This window comes from Cypionkella sp. PAMC25878 (assembly GCF_058135695.1).
Genome location: NZ_CM176871.1, coordinates 1,117,760 through 1,132,413 on the forward strand (window position 1 = coordinate 1,117,760; position 14,654 = coordinate 1,132,413).

General features: G+C 59.8%; 15 protein-coding genes. 4 read left to right on the top strand and 11 right to left on the bottom strand.

All coding sequences use genetic code 11. The features are described from left to right. Window position 1: 1 nt before the first annotated feature. The 6 genes from ACS5RD_RS05220 to ACS5RD_RS05245 form a co-directional block, all read right to left on the bottom strand. On the bottom strand, window positions 2-715 hold the full coding sequence (locus ACS5RD_RS05220) for a transglycosylase SLT domain-containing protein (RefSeq protein ID WP_489930307.1): 714 nt from the start codon (window positions 713-715) through the stop codon (window positions 2-4). Window positions 716-813: 98 nt separating this feature from the next. Next, window positions 814-2,988: a hypothetical protein gene (locus tag ACS5RD_RS05225; protein ID WP_489930308.1), complete on the bottom strand. Its 2,175-nt coding sequence runs from the start codon at window positions 2,986-2,988 to the stop codon at window positions 814-816. Continuing rightward, window positions 2,985-3,854 (bottom strand): flagellar motor stator protein MotA, encoded by an 870-nt coding sequence (gene motA, locus ACS5RD_RS05230; protein WP_489930309.1) that lies wholly within the window; start codon window positions 3,852-3,854, stop codon window positions 2,985-2,987. Before motA ends, ACS5RD_RS05225 begins: the two co-directional genes overlap by 4 nt. A 61-nt stretch (window positions 3,855-3,915) precedes the next feature. Beyond that, complete coding sequence (locus ACS5RD_RS05235; RefSeq protein WP_489930310.1) at window positions 3,916-4,485, bottom strand: MotE family protein; 570 nt, start codon at window positions 4,483-4,485, stop codon at window positions 3,916-3,918. Beyond that, complete coding sequence (locus ACS5RD_RS05240) at window positions 4,482-4,874, bottom strand: hypothetical protein (RefSeq protein WP_489930311.1); 393 nt, start codon at window positions 4,872-4,874, stop codon at window positions 4,482-4,484. The genes ACS5RD_RS05235 and ACS5RD_RS05240 overlap by 4 nt, the downstream gene beginning before the upstream one ends. Window positions 4,875-4,884: 10 nt before the next feature. Further along, entirely contained in the window at window positions 4,885-5,367 is a 483-nt protein-coding gene (locus tag ACS5RD_RS05245; protein WP_489930312.1) for a flagellar basal body-associated FliL family protein, read from the bottom strand. A gap of 117 nt (window positions 5,368-5,484) precedes the next feature. Here ACS5RD_RS05245 and fliF point away from each other — a divergent pair, with 117 nt between their 5' ends. From fliF to fliP, 4 genes are read left to right on the top strand one after another with little or no spacing between them, the layout of a single operon-like run. Further along, entirely contained in the window at window positions 5,485-7,080 is a 1,596-nt protein-coding gene (gene fliF / locus ACS5RD_RS05250) for a flagellar basal-body MS-ring/collar protein FliF (protein WP_489930313.1), read from the top strand. After that, window positions 7,080-7,676: a FliH/SctL family protein gene (locus ACS5RD_RS05255; RefSeq protein ID WP_489930314.1), complete on the top strand. Its 597-nt coding sequence runs from the start codon at window positions 7,080-7,082 to the stop codon at window positions 7,674-7,676. Before fliF ends, ACS5RD_RS05255 begins: the two co-directional genes overlap by 1 nt. Next, entirely contained in the window at window positions 7,669-7,938 is a 270-nt protein-coding gene (locus tag ACS5RD_RS05260) for a FliM/FliN family flagellar motor switch protein (protein WP_304924933.1), read from the top strand. Before ACS5RD_RS05255 ends, ACS5RD_RS05260 begins: the two co-directional genes overlap by 8 nt. Further along, window positions 7,935-8,660, top strand: coding sequence for a flagellar type III secretion system pore protein FliP (gene fliP / locus ACS5RD_RS05265; protein ID WP_489930315.1), 726 nt, complete (start codon window positions 7,935-7,937; stop codon window positions 8,658-8,660). The genes ACS5RD_RS05260 and fliP overlap by 4 nt, the downstream gene beginning before the upstream one ends. A 37-nt stretch (window positions 8,661-8,697) precedes the next feature. On the opposite strand, the gene ACS5RD_RS05270 is transcribed toward fliP, so the two are convergent. The 5 genes from ACS5RD_RS05270 to ACS5RD_RS05290 form a co-directional block, all read right to left on the bottom strand. Continuing rightward, the gene (locus ACS5RD_RS05270; protein ID WP_489931335.1) at window positions 8,698-9,765 is read right to left on the bottom strand and encodes a flagellar basal body P-ring protein FlgI; all 1,068 of its coding nucleotides are present in this window, start codon (window positions 9,763-9,765) and stop codon (window positions 8,698-8,700) included. A gap of 20 nt (window positions 9,766-9,785) precedes the next feature. Beyond that, the gene (locus ACS5RD_RS05275; RefSeq protein WP_489930316.1) at window positions 9,786-10,790 is read right to left on the bottom strand and encodes a flagellin; all 1,005 of its coding nucleotides are present in this window, start codon (window positions 10,788-10,790) and stop codon (window positions 9,786-9,788) included. A 3-nt stretch (window positions 10,791-10,793) separates the two neighbouring features. After that, on the bottom strand, window positions 10,794-12,251 hold the full coding sequence (gene flgK, locus ACS5RD_RS05280; RefSeq protein ID WP_489930317.1) for a flagellar hook-associated protein FlgK: 1,458 nt from the start codon (window positions 12,249-12,251) through the stop codon (window positions 10,794-10,796). 9 nt (window positions 12,252-12,260) lie between these two features. Next, window positions 12,261-13,565, bottom strand: coding sequence for a flagellar hook protein FlgE (locus tag ACS5RD_RS05285; protein ID WP_489930318.1), 1,305 nt, complete (start codon window positions 13,563-13,565; stop codon window positions 12,261-12,263). A gap of 92 nt (window positions 13,566-13,657) precedes the next feature. Continuing rightward, a complete protein-coding gene (locus ACS5RD_RS05290; protein ID WP_489930319.1) occupies window positions 13,658-14,503 on the bottom strand; it encodes a flagellar motor protein MotB in 846 nt (281 codons plus the stop codon). Window positions 14,504-14,654: the final 151 nt, after the last annotated feature.

The window sequence follows — 14,654 nt, forward strand, 5'->3', positions numbered from 1 at the left end:
GTTATGGCCGCGCCGCGAACAGGGGGATGGCACCTTCGGTCAGCGGCACAAGCGAGGCCGCCGAGCCGCGCGCACCCGCTTGAAGCAGCGGAAAGCGGTTTATGCGGGGCGCTGGTGCTGCCGCAGCGATCACATCTTCAGCGACGGGGGGGACGGCACCCGTCGCACGCAGATCAATGAGGGCGGTTTCGACCTTGGCCAAATAGGCCTGTGCCTGATCGGGGCTGCGCGAATGATAGGCGGCAACGGCTTCGGTCCAGCCGCCTTCGGATCGAAACAAGCTGGTCAGAAACGTCGCAGCATAGACGGCGTTGGTTTCTGGGTCAAACATATCCTCAATCGAGCCGAAATTCTTGCTGTGCCAATGCAGGTTGATCTGAAAACAGCCCGCGTCGAAATTTTCCTCACCTTGCGCCAGCAGATCATTCGCATAGCTGATCGCCTCATCGATATCGTCAAACCAATGACCTTGGCCGCCCTGATTGATCGTCCAAGGCCAGGGTTGCATTTCCCCATCCGAATGACGTCCGGTTTCCACCCGACTGATGGCCATCAGCAACTCTAGCGGCACAGAGCTGTTTTGGGCGGCATGTTGTGCTGCGAGGTCACAAACATCGGTATCAGAGCGGCTGTGCGCAGAGCCGCACAGCAAGAGCGTCAGCCCTGCTGTGGCGAGACCGCCGCGAAGCTGCGATGATATGGGCCGGTTTGGCATGGGTTTCACCCGAATGTTCCGTCACGTTTTGTGGCGGCGATAGGGCAAGATTAGGGGCAGAATCTTTCCAAACCGTAACCAAAAGCGGTGATTATGAATTAAGGGGCGGTGACTTGCGTCAATAACGCGTCGATGGCATCGCGTGTGGAGACACTGCGCTCGACCAGTTGTTTGCCAACCGCAAGCGGCCCTTTGTCGACAGCCGCACCGCCATCGGAATTCGGTGCAGGGGTTAGCTTTCTGGCCAGATGCTTCCACGGATCGGCACCACGGATGCCCGTTTCTGCCCAATTTTCCGCAATGCTCAGTGCGCGCTGTTCGGCCGCAGAATCCCCCGACTGTTCGTAGATTTGTGCGGCAGCCGCTTCGTCACCTAGTTGCTGCATTGCCAGCGCGCGCAATTTTAGCGCATCGGGCGAGTCTTGGCCCGTCAACGCCCGCAAAGCTGCGCGTCCATCGTGCCGCTGCAGCTGAATCTTGGCCAACAGAATCGGATCAACCTGCGTTTCGTCGCGCAGCCACTGCAGCGCGCTGTCTGCCATGCCCAAATGTAACAACCGCTCGGCAAGCGTTGCCGCAGTTTCCGGCGTCAGCTTTGGCTCTGGCGCAGAGGAGACAATGACGGCATGTGCCAGCACAGCGTCATCCGTCCCCAAAAGCGACAGTATGCGCCAAAGTTTAGGCTCGGCTGCGGGGGCGTCTGGCAACAAAGCAAAGGCACCCTGCATATCGCCCGAGGCGGCTTTTGCCAATAACAGGGCGCGGATCGCCGCAGGGGCGACGGCTGATCCGGTTTGTTCTTTCGCCACGGCCTCAAGGGCCGTGACCATATCGGGCGCAATCGGCAGATCTTGGGCAATGCGCGCCTCAGCCAATGCCACCAAAGCCGCCGTCGTGCCGGGGCCGGGATCGGAAACCATTTGGTGCAGCGTCACCTCGGCTGCTGCAGCATCGCCCTGGTGCATCTCGATTTTAGCCGTCAGAAGTGCTGCATCCGGCCCCGCCCCGCCCGGAGCCCGCAAGATCGCATCGCGCACGCGGGCTGCTGCGTCATTGGCCCCGATTGCCATGAAGCGATCCGCTAAAACCGGACCCAGATCACGGCGCAAACCGATGGGCAGGGCGGAGAACGCCAGAAAAGCGGCGTTGGTGTTGACATGTTTGCTCGCGTCCAGCTTGGGCTGGGCGAGGATGGCCCAAAGTGCGGCCGCGCTATCGCAAGCTTCTTGACCAATGAAGACAGAGCCCGGATCGGGACGGCCATCCACCAGACGCGCCATGCTTTGCCACAGCGGCTTGTCGGGCATATCCATCGGGAAGGCCTGCATCAACTGCTGCGCCTCGGCACCAAAGCCGATGAAAAGATCGAACTGGATTGCGCGTTGCAGCACTGCGGGGTCTGGTTTATCAAATTCGGCAATCAAACCCTCGCTTGATGTGGCGATTTGCGCAAACACTGGGCGGTCATCGCCCCAACTTGCCACATCCAGCCTGTCAAATTCGATGCAGGTTTGGCCTTGCGCGCCGATCTTGTCGTGATCGGGCAGACCATTTGATAAAGACACGCCCGGCATTTCGCCCCAACCAATCCGCACCGAGGGGATAGTTTCAGCCGTCGATGTGAGATTTACCGTCTTGCTGGGCTGCAATGTTGCCATATTGACCACGCCTTGAGCCGCCCCTCGGCTCAGCTGATGCAACAAAGAATCGCGCAGCGGCTGCAAAGCGGGATCACTGTTGGGTTGGAGGGCAAACGGCCGAGCGTTTGCGGCCTCGGGCTGGCCGGTTCGCAACTGTGCCAAGGCTTGCACCGTCCAGTCGTAGCGAGCGGTTGTGATGTCGGGGGGCGCAGGCGCGGCGCTTGTTTCGGGTTGTGCTGCTTGCACCAGCAGCTTCTCAAAGGACGAGCCCTTTGGTGGCCTGCCATCGCGCAGATCAATCACCACGATGCCGGGGCGAAATTCAAACGGGATCGCGTAGCAGGCGCAGGCGATGGCAAGGTTCAGAACTCCACTGGCGGGATCGGCAGAAATCCCGGCGAGCCGGCTTTTTCCGATCACTTTGAATGTCTCGGTCAGATCATAGCTGGGCGTCTCATTCGCGATGCGCAGCGCGTAGCCGTCCTCTGTCCGGCCGACCAGCCAATCGACGGGTCTCTGATATTCCAGTACCAAGCGGGTAAAGCCGTCGTGCTCACCGGATTTGACCAGAACGGGCGCGGCTGCGGCCATGGTCGTGAAGGCAAGCCAGGCCATGAAAATCAGCCGGATCATGCAACCTCCTGCTTCAAGGCCCGCAATGATTCCTCAACCGCCGCGAAGCTTGGCCGAACGTGATACGGGGTATTTTGGCGACCGACTTCGATACAGATATTCGGCGCGTGACGGTGTAGATTGGCCACCAGCACCTCGCGCACAAGCTGATAGAAATGGCCGTCATCCTCGGTCACCGTTTTCACCCGCGCGGCGAAGGGGCCCATCAGGCCATAGGCCAGAAATACCCCCAGAAACGTGCCCACCAATGCCGAACCAATCATTTCGCCAAGAATTTCAGGCGGTTGATCCAATGATCCCATCGTCTTGATCACCCCCAGAACCGCAGCCACGATACCAAGCGCGGGCAGGGCGTCAGCCATGGATTGCAGTGCGTGGCTGGAGTGCATGGCGTGGGCCAAAGCGGCCTCAACCCGTTTGTCGAGCACTTCTTCAACCTGATGCGGATCGTCATAATTCATTGAGGCGGCGCGAAAGGTATCGGCGATCAAGTCAACCGTTTCGTGATCTTTCTGAATTTTTGGATATTTGCCGAAAATTGTCGATTCATGCGGGTTCTCAATATGCTCCTCCAACCCCACCGGATTGGCGCGGGCGATGCGGATCAACTCGAACAGCAGGCACAGCAAATCACGGAAGTCATTGGGTTTCCATTTTGGCCCTTTGAAGACTTTGCCGACATCTTTCGCGGTGTGTTTGACCGCAGCGAGATCATTCGACACCAGAAAAGAACCCAGCGCCGCCCCACCGATCATGATCATCTCAAACGGCAGCGCCTCCATAATCGGGGCAAGGTGGCCGCCGTGGATGACAAACCCACCGAACACCATCACGAGGATGACGATGATACCGATAATTCCGAACATGGCTGACCCTACCCAATTTCCTACGCGCAGCATTGCAGAGCCGGGTTAAGAAACCCTGACTCTAGTTCTTCGGTGCCATTGCATTGCGCCCGGCAATCAATACGGAAATCGCATAGACTTTCGCCGGATCCATTCCAGACATCACCGCCGCCGCCGCCCCCGGAGTCATCCGACCGAGGAAGCCTGCGGCAAACTCGGGGGCCATTTCACCGAACAGTTTGGCGGCATCAGCGGGCTTCATGGCTTCATAGACGGCGGTCAACCGGGTCAGATCCGCCTCTGCGGCACCATCGGCAATCTGCAAGGTTTTCTTCAGGCTTGCTTCGGCGGCAGTCATTTCATCAATCCGGGCCTTGATCGCGGCCTCGGCCAGTGCCAGCGCCGCCATCCGATCGGCGAAGGCGGTTTCGCGCGCGGTGACTTGACCTTCGCGCGCGCTTAACGCTTCGGCCAAGGCGAGAGGCGTCGTGGGGCAGGATTGTGGATCGGCGGCAGGCACCGCTGTTGCAGCCACAGAATTTGCCAGAGCCGAGCCCACGCCAGATCCAATGCGCAAGGCACCAGAAGCCGCAAGAAACAGCGTCAGAATCACCAAAGTGCCGCGACCACTGCGCAGGCGGTGCTTTGTCATTCCGCCGCCTCCATATCCGTTCGCGCGACCCGCCTGCGCACAAAGCGCAGGTTCCGGGTGGCCTCAGTGGATTCAGCCTCAACATTGCCGGGAGGAGCCGCAGGGTCAGGCAGATCATGCATAGACGCGACCAGCAGTTCCAATCGGCCAGCCACAGATTCGGCGCGATTGGTCAGCGCGATCAACCCATCCGCCGAGCCATGCGCCGCCTTGCGCGCGTTTTCCAGTGCCCGCGTCATGTCATCGACCTGCGCCGACAGCACCGCAATCGCGCCACCCATGCCGGTTTCCAACGTGGTGAATTTCTTCAACCTGCCCGACAGCACATAGCAATAAATCGCCACCCCGAACGAGCCCGCCGCCATCAAAATATCCGCGATCAGCACCATTGGGTTTCCTTCAGTTCAAGACAAATTCGGTGACAAGCAGATCGCGCACCCGACCATCGCCGGTGACAATCTGAATCCGGCGCAACAGTTGCGCCCGCATCCGCACCAATGCGGCCGAATCGTCAAATTCAGCCGGATCAATGGCGCGCAAATAGCCGTTCATCACATCGACAATGCGGGGCAGCAGGGTGGTGACCTCTGCCGCGTGACTGCCTGCGACCTCCAGCTGCGCGGTGAAGCGTAGATGCCGACCATCTTCGCCGGGGCCGATCGAGACGATCACCGATTCCACCGGAACAAAACTGATATTGGGCAATGGGTTGGGTTCAGTGACCCCTTCTGCATGATCCGCGCGCCCAGCCAGAATTAACCCTGACCAAGTGGCGTAAAATCCGCCGCCACCCAGCAAAAACGCCAGCACGAGCCCGATCAGTAAAGGCTTTTTCGACTTCTTTTTCGGTGCCGCATCCTGCGGCTGTTCAGCTTCGGCCACTTGGCCCTCCGTCTTTGCTTGCAGACCAAACATAGACCCAAGCTCACTAACCGATTGTTAAGGCCAATCCGTCAAAGCTGGCTTCATCGGGCAGAAGCCCCTCACCGGAGAGCGACCGTGCAGAACCTGTTGCAAATTTGGCAAAGCCTTGATGGCCGCAAACGTCTTGTCGTTCTGGGGGCAACTGTGGCGATGTTCTTGGCCGTAATGGCTATGTCGCGGATGGCAGGGACGCCGGGAATGTCTTTGCTTTATGCAGGGTTAGACAGTTCGGCGGCTGGCGACGTGATCACTGCGCTGGATCAGAAAGGGGTGACATACGAGGTGCGCGGTCAGGCGATTTACGTCGATGAGGGCCAACGTGATTCACTTCGAATGACCTTGGCGGCGGAGGGGTTGCCCGCGAATTCGGGCACCGGATATGAATTGCTTGATTCGCTGTCCGGCTTTGGCACCACGGCACAGATGTTTGATGCGGCCTATTGGCGGGCGAAAGAGGGCGAGCTTTCGCGAACGATTCTGTCCAATCCGCAAATTCGCGCGGCGCGGGTGCATATTGCGCAGGCCCCATCACAGCCGTTTCAACGCGACGTAAAGCCCAGCGCCAGCGTGACGATCACCTCGGTTGGCGGCAGCCTGCCCGCTGTGCAGGCCAAAGCGTTGCGACATCTGATTGCGGCTTCGATACCGGGAATGACGCCCGATGAGGTCGCGGTGATTGATTCGGTTGCGGGATTGATCGCCTCGGACGCTGATCAGACAGCCCCGAGCGTCGCCGCGGATAGCAGAGCGGCTGAGATCAAGCAGAATGTCGAACGCCTGCTGTCCGCTAGGGTCGGGCCGGGTAAGGCGGTGGTCGAGGTGGCGGTGGACGTGATCACCGATGCCGAACAGATCACCGAGCGCAGTTTTGATCCGCAAAGCCGTGTCGCGATTTCCACCGATAACACGCAACAAACCGGCTCCAACACGCAGCCCGGTGGGGACGTCACGGTGGCCTCGAATTTGCCCGCCAACCAAGCGTCGGCGGGGGGCAATGGCAAAAGTGAAAATTCCGAAACCCGCGAGAAGGTGAATTACGAGGTGTCCGAAACCAATCGCCAGTTGGTGAAGACCCCCGGCGCGGTGCGCAAGATTTCGGTGGCGGTTCTGGTGGATGGCGTGCCGGTGACGGCTGCGGATGGCACTGTCAGCCTGCAGCCCCGCCCAGAGGAAGAACTGGGAGTTCTGCGCGAACTTGTCACCTCTGCCGCAGGTCTTGATACCGCGCGCGGGGATGTTCTGACGTTGAAATCACTGGCGTTTGAGCCTTTGCCGCAGGTGGGCGATGTGGCGACAGCCAGTATGTTTTCCTTTGGCGAGATCAATCTGATGACGCTGATCCAGACCGCTGTGCTGGCTTTGGTGGCGCTGATTCTTGGTCTTTTCGTGATCCGCCCGGTGCTGACCTCGGCCAGCCGCAGGCAGGCTCTGCCCGCCCCGATGCCGACACTGGCCTTGCCGGGTATTGCCAACTTTGACGGCCAACGCGTGCTGACAGGCGAGATCGACGATGGCACCGATCTGCCGCCGCTGTCTGTCGTCTCGGGTGTGCCGGGATCGGACGGCGCAAAAGACCCGATGAGCCGTCTGCGTCAGCTGATCGAAGAACGTCAAACCGAATCCGTCGAAATTCTGCGCGGCTGGATGGAAGTTGAGGAGGAGGTGCGCTGATGACCCTGCGATTGGAAGTGTTTGAGACAGAGCAATCCGCAAGTGGCGGCAAGACGGTTGTGCTCGACACCATGCATCTAGAGGAAACCAAACTCGCCGCCTACGATTCCGGTTACACGGCGGGCTGGGAGGATGCGGCGGCTGCGCAATCCAGCGACCAGACCCGCGTGCAGGCCGATCTGGCGCGTAACTTGCTGGGGCTGTCCTTCACCTTCCACGAGGCGCGCCAGCATGTGCTGCGCGCGCTGCAACCCTTGATGAGCGAGATGGTGGGTCGGCTGTTGCCCGCGCTCGCCCGCGAAACGCTGTCTCAAGTGGTGCTGGAGGCCTTGATGCCAATGGCTGAAAAACTGGCTGACACGCCGATCACGTTGGTGCTGAACCCCGCCGCGCGCGTGGCGATCGAGGCATTGTTGGAACAAGCCACCGGCCTGCCGCTGATCGTGACGGAAGAGCCCAGCCTTAGCGAGGGGCAGGTCTATTTGAAATTTGGCGACACCGAAACGCAGATCAATCTTGACCGCGCAACCGCTGAAATCACCGCCGCCGTGCGCGGATTCTTTGACATTCCAGAGCAGGAGAAAAAATATGGATGAACTGTCAGATGGCAATCCGTTTGGCCAAGTGCCGATTGAGGTCACCATCTCGGTCGGAAAAGCCCGCCCGCTGGTGCGCGATTTGCTGCGGCTGTCGCGTGACGCGGTGCTGGCGCTGGATCGCAGGGTGGATGATCCGGTCGAACTTTACGTCGGTGATCGCCTGATCGCCCGTGGCGAGTTGCAAGAGTTGGAGGGCGACAGTTCTGGCCAACTCGCCGTCCGACTGACCGAAGTGGTGAACCTGCGGGGCGGGCTATGATGCAACGTGCAGGTCTGGCGCTGGCGATTTTGCTTTTGTTTACCGCCCCGGTGCTGGCGCAAGGGCTTTCGATTGATTTTGGCGATAGCAGTTCGCTCTCCACCCGCTCGGTGCAGTTGCTGGTGGTGATGACGGTGCTGAGCCTCGTGCCGGGCCTTGCGGTGATGATCACCTGTTTTCCCTTCATCGTCACGGTACTGTCAATTCTGCGCCAAGCCATCGGGTTGCAGCAATCGCCGCCGAATATGCTGATCGTCAGCCTCGCGCTGTTTTTAACGTGGTTTGTGATGGACCCGGTGTTCACCGAGGCTTGGGTGAAAGGGGTGGAGCCGCTGAACGAGGGCAGCATCAATATTCAGCAGGCTATTCCGCTGATTTTAGGACCGTTTCGCGGGTTTATGGCGCATCGGTTGGATGGCGATACCTTTGCCGCGTTGCAAAATCTGCGGCCGAATGTGGCGCAGGCTCTACCCGTGGATGCGCCACTGTCGCTGCTGGTGCCGTCGTTCATCCTGTCGGAAATTCAACGCGCCTTTGAGATCGGCTTTCTGATCTTTTTGCCGTTCCTGATTATTGATCTTGTCGTTGCCGCGGTGCTGATGTCGATGGGCATGATGATGGTGCCGCCTGCGGTGGTGTCCTTGCCGTTCAAGCTGGCGTTTTTCGTGGTCGCCGATGGTTGGAGCCTGGTGTCCAGCGCGCTGGTCCGAAGTTATTTCTGACAGGGTTCAACCGAAACCGGGCGGCTTCCGGCCCGTTTCAGTTGACCACGAACTCGGCATGGAGCGCCCCAGCCGCGTTGATGCTTTTCAGAATGTCGATCATATCGTGGGGTGCCACCCCCAAAGCGTTCAGTCCGGCCACCACCTCAGACAAATTGGTGCCGCCGGACACCTCTGCCAATCCGGTGCCGGGTGCGTTTTGGATATCGACCGATGTGCGCGGCAGCACGATGGTTTCGCCTTCGGCAAAGGGGTTCGGCTGCGACACCATCGGCGTCTCGTCGATCCGCAGCGTGAGGTTGCCCTGCGCCACCGCGACCCGGCTGATCCGCACGTCTTCGCCCATCACAATGGTGCCCGAGCGTTGATCGACAACAACCCGCGCTTTCGTCTCAGGCTCCACCAGAATATTCTCTACCCGGCTGACCAGATGCGCCGGCGAGCGCCCGTTGGTTTGCAGCAACACCGTGCCCGCATCCAGCATCTCGGCCGAGCCTCTGCCGATCTGGGCATTGATCGCGGATTCGATCCGCTCGGCTGTGGTGAAATCGGGCTCGCGCAGCGCAAGCCGCATCGACTCCAGCTGGGTGAAGTCAAACTCCACCTCACGTTCCACCCGCCCACCCGAGGGGATCATCCCGGCGGTCGGCACACCCTGCACCAGCTTTGACGCCTGACCGCCGGCAGAAATACCGCCCGCAATGATCGCCCCCTGCGCCACCGCATAGATCTGACCATCCGCGCCGTTCAGCGGCGTCATGATCAGCGTGCCGCCCAGCAGGCTCTTTGCATCGCCAATCGCAGAAACCGTCACATCAATTTGTCCGCCCGCACGGGCAAACGGTGGCAAAGCTGCGGTCACGAACACAGCTGCGACGTTCTTCGGCTGATACTGCTCGCCAGTCACATTGACGCCCAACCGTTCCAGCAGATTTGACATGATTTCTTCGGTGAACGGCGCGTTGCGCAAACCATCCCCGGTGCCATTTAGGCCCACAACCAGCCCATAGCCCACCAGATCGTTGGATCGCACGCCGTCAAATTCCACCAGATCCTTGATGCGGATCGGGTCGGACCAAGCCGCACTTGACAGCAGGCTGACCATGACGGCGCAGAGAAGCTTTCTCATTTCAGATAATCCAGCAGGCTGAGGCGCGAAAGCCGCGCGGTGAGGGCGTAGATTTTCTCTAACTGCGCCTCGGTTTCATCCAGACGAGTGGCAGTTTCATAAGGATCGGCTTCGGTGATGCCGTTGCGCGCAATCTGCAAAGCCGAGGTTTCATTGGTATTGCGGGTTGTGGCGGCGTCGACCTGCGCTTCAACCAAGCCAAGGCGGGCAGCCACATTGGTGCGATCGGTTTTGTTTTCCAACAGGCTGAGCCCGGCACGGCGGGCAAGGTCCTGCCGCCCCGTACTTTGCCCAGCCAAAACCCCGCGATTAAGCAAAGCCGCCAGTGCCAGACCCTTAATTGTGTCGCGCAATGCGGGGTCTTTGGCGGTGACATCGATGCGGGTTTCCTCTCCCGGCGCAATCGCCAAAGCGGCCAAAGCATCTCCACCTTGGTAGGCGACAGCGTCATAACCTGTGGGGCTTGCAAACCAGTTACTCACCGCCGTCTCAACATCTTGCGCGCTGACAGCACCAGCAACGGCAGCCGTCAGCGCCGAAAGGAGTGTGTCAGAATCCACTGTGGCGGCACCGGTCGTCGCTTGTCCTGCAAATAGGCTGCGATCTCCAAAGCGGGTGTTCAGCACTGACAAAGCAGTTTGTAGGTTCTGCTCGGCATGCTTACCCGCAGCGTCAATCAGCGCCGCTGTCCCCCCCGTTGATGTCGAAATCAAAGAGTTACTGAGGTTCCCGGCCAGATCATCCACAGTGCCAAGCGCGGTTTGCATAGCCCCTGCAAACAGCCCCGCCTCAGAGGTCACCGCATTATAGCCTTTCAACCGCGCCAACGAGACATCAATCCCCGAAATCGGCCTCAGATCGCCCGAGACCCGTGCCGCCGTGTCGCTGACCCTGCCCGTCGCTGCCTCATTGGTCAGCCGTTGCAGGTTTTGCTTCAGATCAACGGTATGCCGCCGCAGCATGAAAGATCGAGCCATATCGCCTAGGGAAACCGCGCTCATCGCTTACATCTCCAGCAGTTTCTGCATCATCTCGCCGATGGTGGAAATCACCTTGGCATTGGCGGCATAGGCTTGTTCAATCACCAGCAGGGATTGCATTTCCTGATCTGTATCAACGCCTTGCTCCAATTCCATCGTGCTTAGCGTATCCAGCCGTGCCGCCGAATAGCTGGCCTCATTTTCTGCGGTGACCCGCGCACTGGCCACACCCGAAACGAAATCCGCCGCCAAGGTGGAAAAGCTGCGCGCCCCGGTCATGAAACCGCCAGAGACGGGCGTGCGGGGGGTGGTTAGTGCTGTTTGCAGGTCTTTCAGCAGTTGGCTGTTGCCCGCAAGCCCCGGCGCGGTGGCGCCCAGACCATCGCGCATCCGCCAAAGTGCGCCGCCCTGTACCGGATCTGCGGCGGCGTTGACGGTCAGGCGCTGCGCAAGACCTATCTCATTGCTTGTATTGAAAGCGACGCCGCCATCGGTGAACAGGCCCGCTGTGCCCGCAGCCCGCGTGCTGTCCAACCCGGTGGCGGCAAACCGTTCCACCAGATCGCGAGCGGTGGCATCGAGTTTCGCCTGCGCTTGCGGGGCAAGATCATCGCGAATGGCGAATTGCGCCGCCAGTGTGCCGCCGGAAATCGGACCATCCTCAGCCACCGTCGAGATCGCCTTACCGTTCAGCGTCAACCCCGACAGAGCCCCGCTGGCTTGAGTCATCCCCGCGACCACCACGCCCACCGGCGTAAATCCTAGCTGCGCAGGCAGCCCGTCCAACACAACCGCGCCGCCGGTGGTAAACAGCGCAATCTCACCCTTGTCGCGCGACACTTCGCGCAAAGGAATGATCTTGGCGATGCTGTCAATCGCCTGCTGGCGCTGGTCGATCAGCGCCGAATTGTCGCGGCCAGAGCCAGAAGTCGCCCGGATTTGGCCGTTCAGATCCGCGATTCGGGCCAAAGCCGTATTCACCTGCGTGACCTGGCTTTCGATTTGATCATCGGCATCAGAGCGCGCCTGTTGAATATCGGTGCCCGCCGCCGCCAGATGACTGGCCAAAGTTTTGGCCGATTCCAGCACTTTCGACAACCGCGCCTCGGATTCCGGGCGAGAGCTGGCTTCCAACAGCGCTGTGTCGAAATCGCTGATCCGGCTGCCCAGAGAGGTGGCGCTATCCACCGTTCCAAGCGCCGACTCGACTCGTTTTAGAAAGCTTGCCGTGGCGTCGCGCCCGCCACTGCCTGCCTGTGCCAAGCGGCGATCGCCCAGCAAAATCGGATCGCCGCGCCGCACCACGCCGGTCACGCTGACGCCCTGACCCGAGCCGCCAATGGTGCGCGCGCTCAGTTGCAATTCGCGCCGCCCATAGCCCTCGGTCATCGCATTGGCGATGTTTGACGAGACGATTTCCGCGGCACGCGCTGCCGCGTTAAGACCGGAAAGCGCGGAGGAAAGGCCGGATGTGATCGACATTCAAGCCTCTTATCGTTTGATATTGGTGGTTTCTTGCAGCATCTCATCTGCGGTCTGGATGACCTTGGCGTTGGAGGAATAGGCGCGCTGGGTCTGGATCAATTGCGTCAGTTCCGCCGCCACATCGGTCGAGGATTCCTCGCGCGAAAAGCCCACCACTGTGCCGGTTGGTCCATCACCCGCATTCCACAAATAGAACGGGCCAGAGGCCGCTGAGATCTGATAGGTTTGATTGTTCATCGCCATCAACCCATTCGGGTTTGGTACATCCACCACCGGAATCTGGTAAATCCGCCGGGTGAAGCCCTGATCATAAATCGCGTAAAGATCGCCCTTTTCATCAATCTCAACCGAGGTCAGGCTGGCGACGGGAGAGCCGTTTTTGCTGATCGACACCGGGGCGAAGCTGCTGGACAGCTGGGTCATCCCGTTCGGTTGGCCAAGCTCACCCACTTTCAACGAAATGCCGCCACCCGCTACCGATAGTGGGATTGTGCCACTTGCCGGATCATAGGCCCCGCCTGACACCGCCGTGACCGAGGCCAACGTGCCACCCGCTGACTGTGAGGGATCAAAGGTCAGCGTATATTCGCCAATCACCGCCCCCCCCGAGGCGCTGTCGCGCACCGTCATCGTCCAAGCGTTCGAGGCCCCGGTGGCGGGCACTGTCGGGGTAAAGCTGAAATCCAGCGATTCCGAGGTGCCAAGATTGCCGAAATATTCCACCGTCAGATCATGCGGATCGCCCGAAGCCCCGGCAATGCTGGCGGAGGCGGGCAGGTTCACGCCCAGTGTCATCTCTGACGTGGGGTTGCCGATATATTGGTTGGCGTTGATCCGCACGGGTTCAAGTGCCGCCATCGTATCACGCGGATAGGTGTTCAGGCTGCCATCTGGGTTGGCTGGCCAACCCATCAGCACCAACCCGGTTTCAGTACGCAACACCCCCTCGGCATCCGGGCGGAACGACCCGGTTGTCACCAGTGAAATCGGATAAGCTCCGTTGGTGCCGTCCAACGACCCTGCATCGGTCACAGGCAGAAACCCCCGACCATCAATCGCCAGATCGGTGGCGTTGGCCGTCGAAATCAGCGGCCCGCGTTCATCAATCAGCCGCATATTCGAGGCACGCACCCCGCCCGCCGAATAGCTGGCCTGCGCACTGCCATTCAGCACCACCGAGTGAAAATCGGTTTCTGAACGTTTATAACCATAGGTGGATGAGTTCGCGATATTGTCGGCAATCGTTGCAAGTCGGTTGGCGTTGGCATTAAGCCCCGCCACCCCCGCGTTCATCGATGAGGAAATCGTCATGGAAAGCGCCTTTCTGCAGCCTCGACCTTTTGTCAGATCGAACCTGCCTGATGCACCTTAAGATCGCCCTAACAGTTCAAATTTTAAGCATCTCATCGGTCCTTGCGCAGCAGAATGATCTCCAGCCGATTGTTGCGGATTGCCGTCGGATCTTGCGTGGCGGGTTTGCGATCAGCATGGCCACTGATCCGCGCCATCCGGGTGCTGGCAATGCCGTCGCTTTCCAGCAAAGCCCGCATCGCTTGCGCGCGTGCGGTGGAAAGATCCCAAGCGGGGTTGTCTTTCAAGGTGATCGGCAAGGTGCGCAGATGGCCGTTCACCGCGATTTTATTTTCTGCCAGACCCAGCACCTCGGCGATCAATCCGGCGATCTTGCGAGTCTCCCCCGTGGGTTCTGCCGTGTCATCCACGAACAATGGTGCATCCGGAAGATCAAAGATTTCAACCACTAAGCCCTCATCTGTGACCTTAGTCACCACATGCCGCAGCATCCGCTGCATGGTCATGCTTTCGCCGCCCTGCGCCATCAGGGTCTGCGCGATCTGCGCCATCCGGCCCTGTTCTGCCGCCGACTCTGCATCCTTCTCGGCCGAACCAGACTCGCCGCGTGCCTTGTTGCTTTCGGTCGGCTGCGCGAGGCTGGCCCCGGTGCCATTCTGAGCAAGCGCCTCCTCGGAGAACGTCGAGTCCCCCCCGAACATGCTGTCGCCGCCCCCGGAAACCCGGCTGATCGCAATCGTAGGACTGAAGTAATCCGCGATTCCCTTACGTTGTTTTTCCGTCGTCGCGTTTAGCAGCCACATCAGCATGAAGAAGGCCATCATGGCCGTCACAAAGTCAGCATAGGCCACTTTCCACGCCCCACCGTGGTGACCGCTGGCTTTGATAATTTTCTTCCGCTTGATGATGACTGGCGCGGCATTTGATTGCCCGGCCATCACACACCCATGTTTCACACCCACGGTCAGGTATAGCCGAACAGGCTTTACCAAGGCTTAAGCGATTGGATTTTAGCTATTTCCCAAAAGCCGCGTGATGCCTTGCTTGGTCATCCTCTGTGCACAAATATCCCACAGGGGTCTGGGGGTG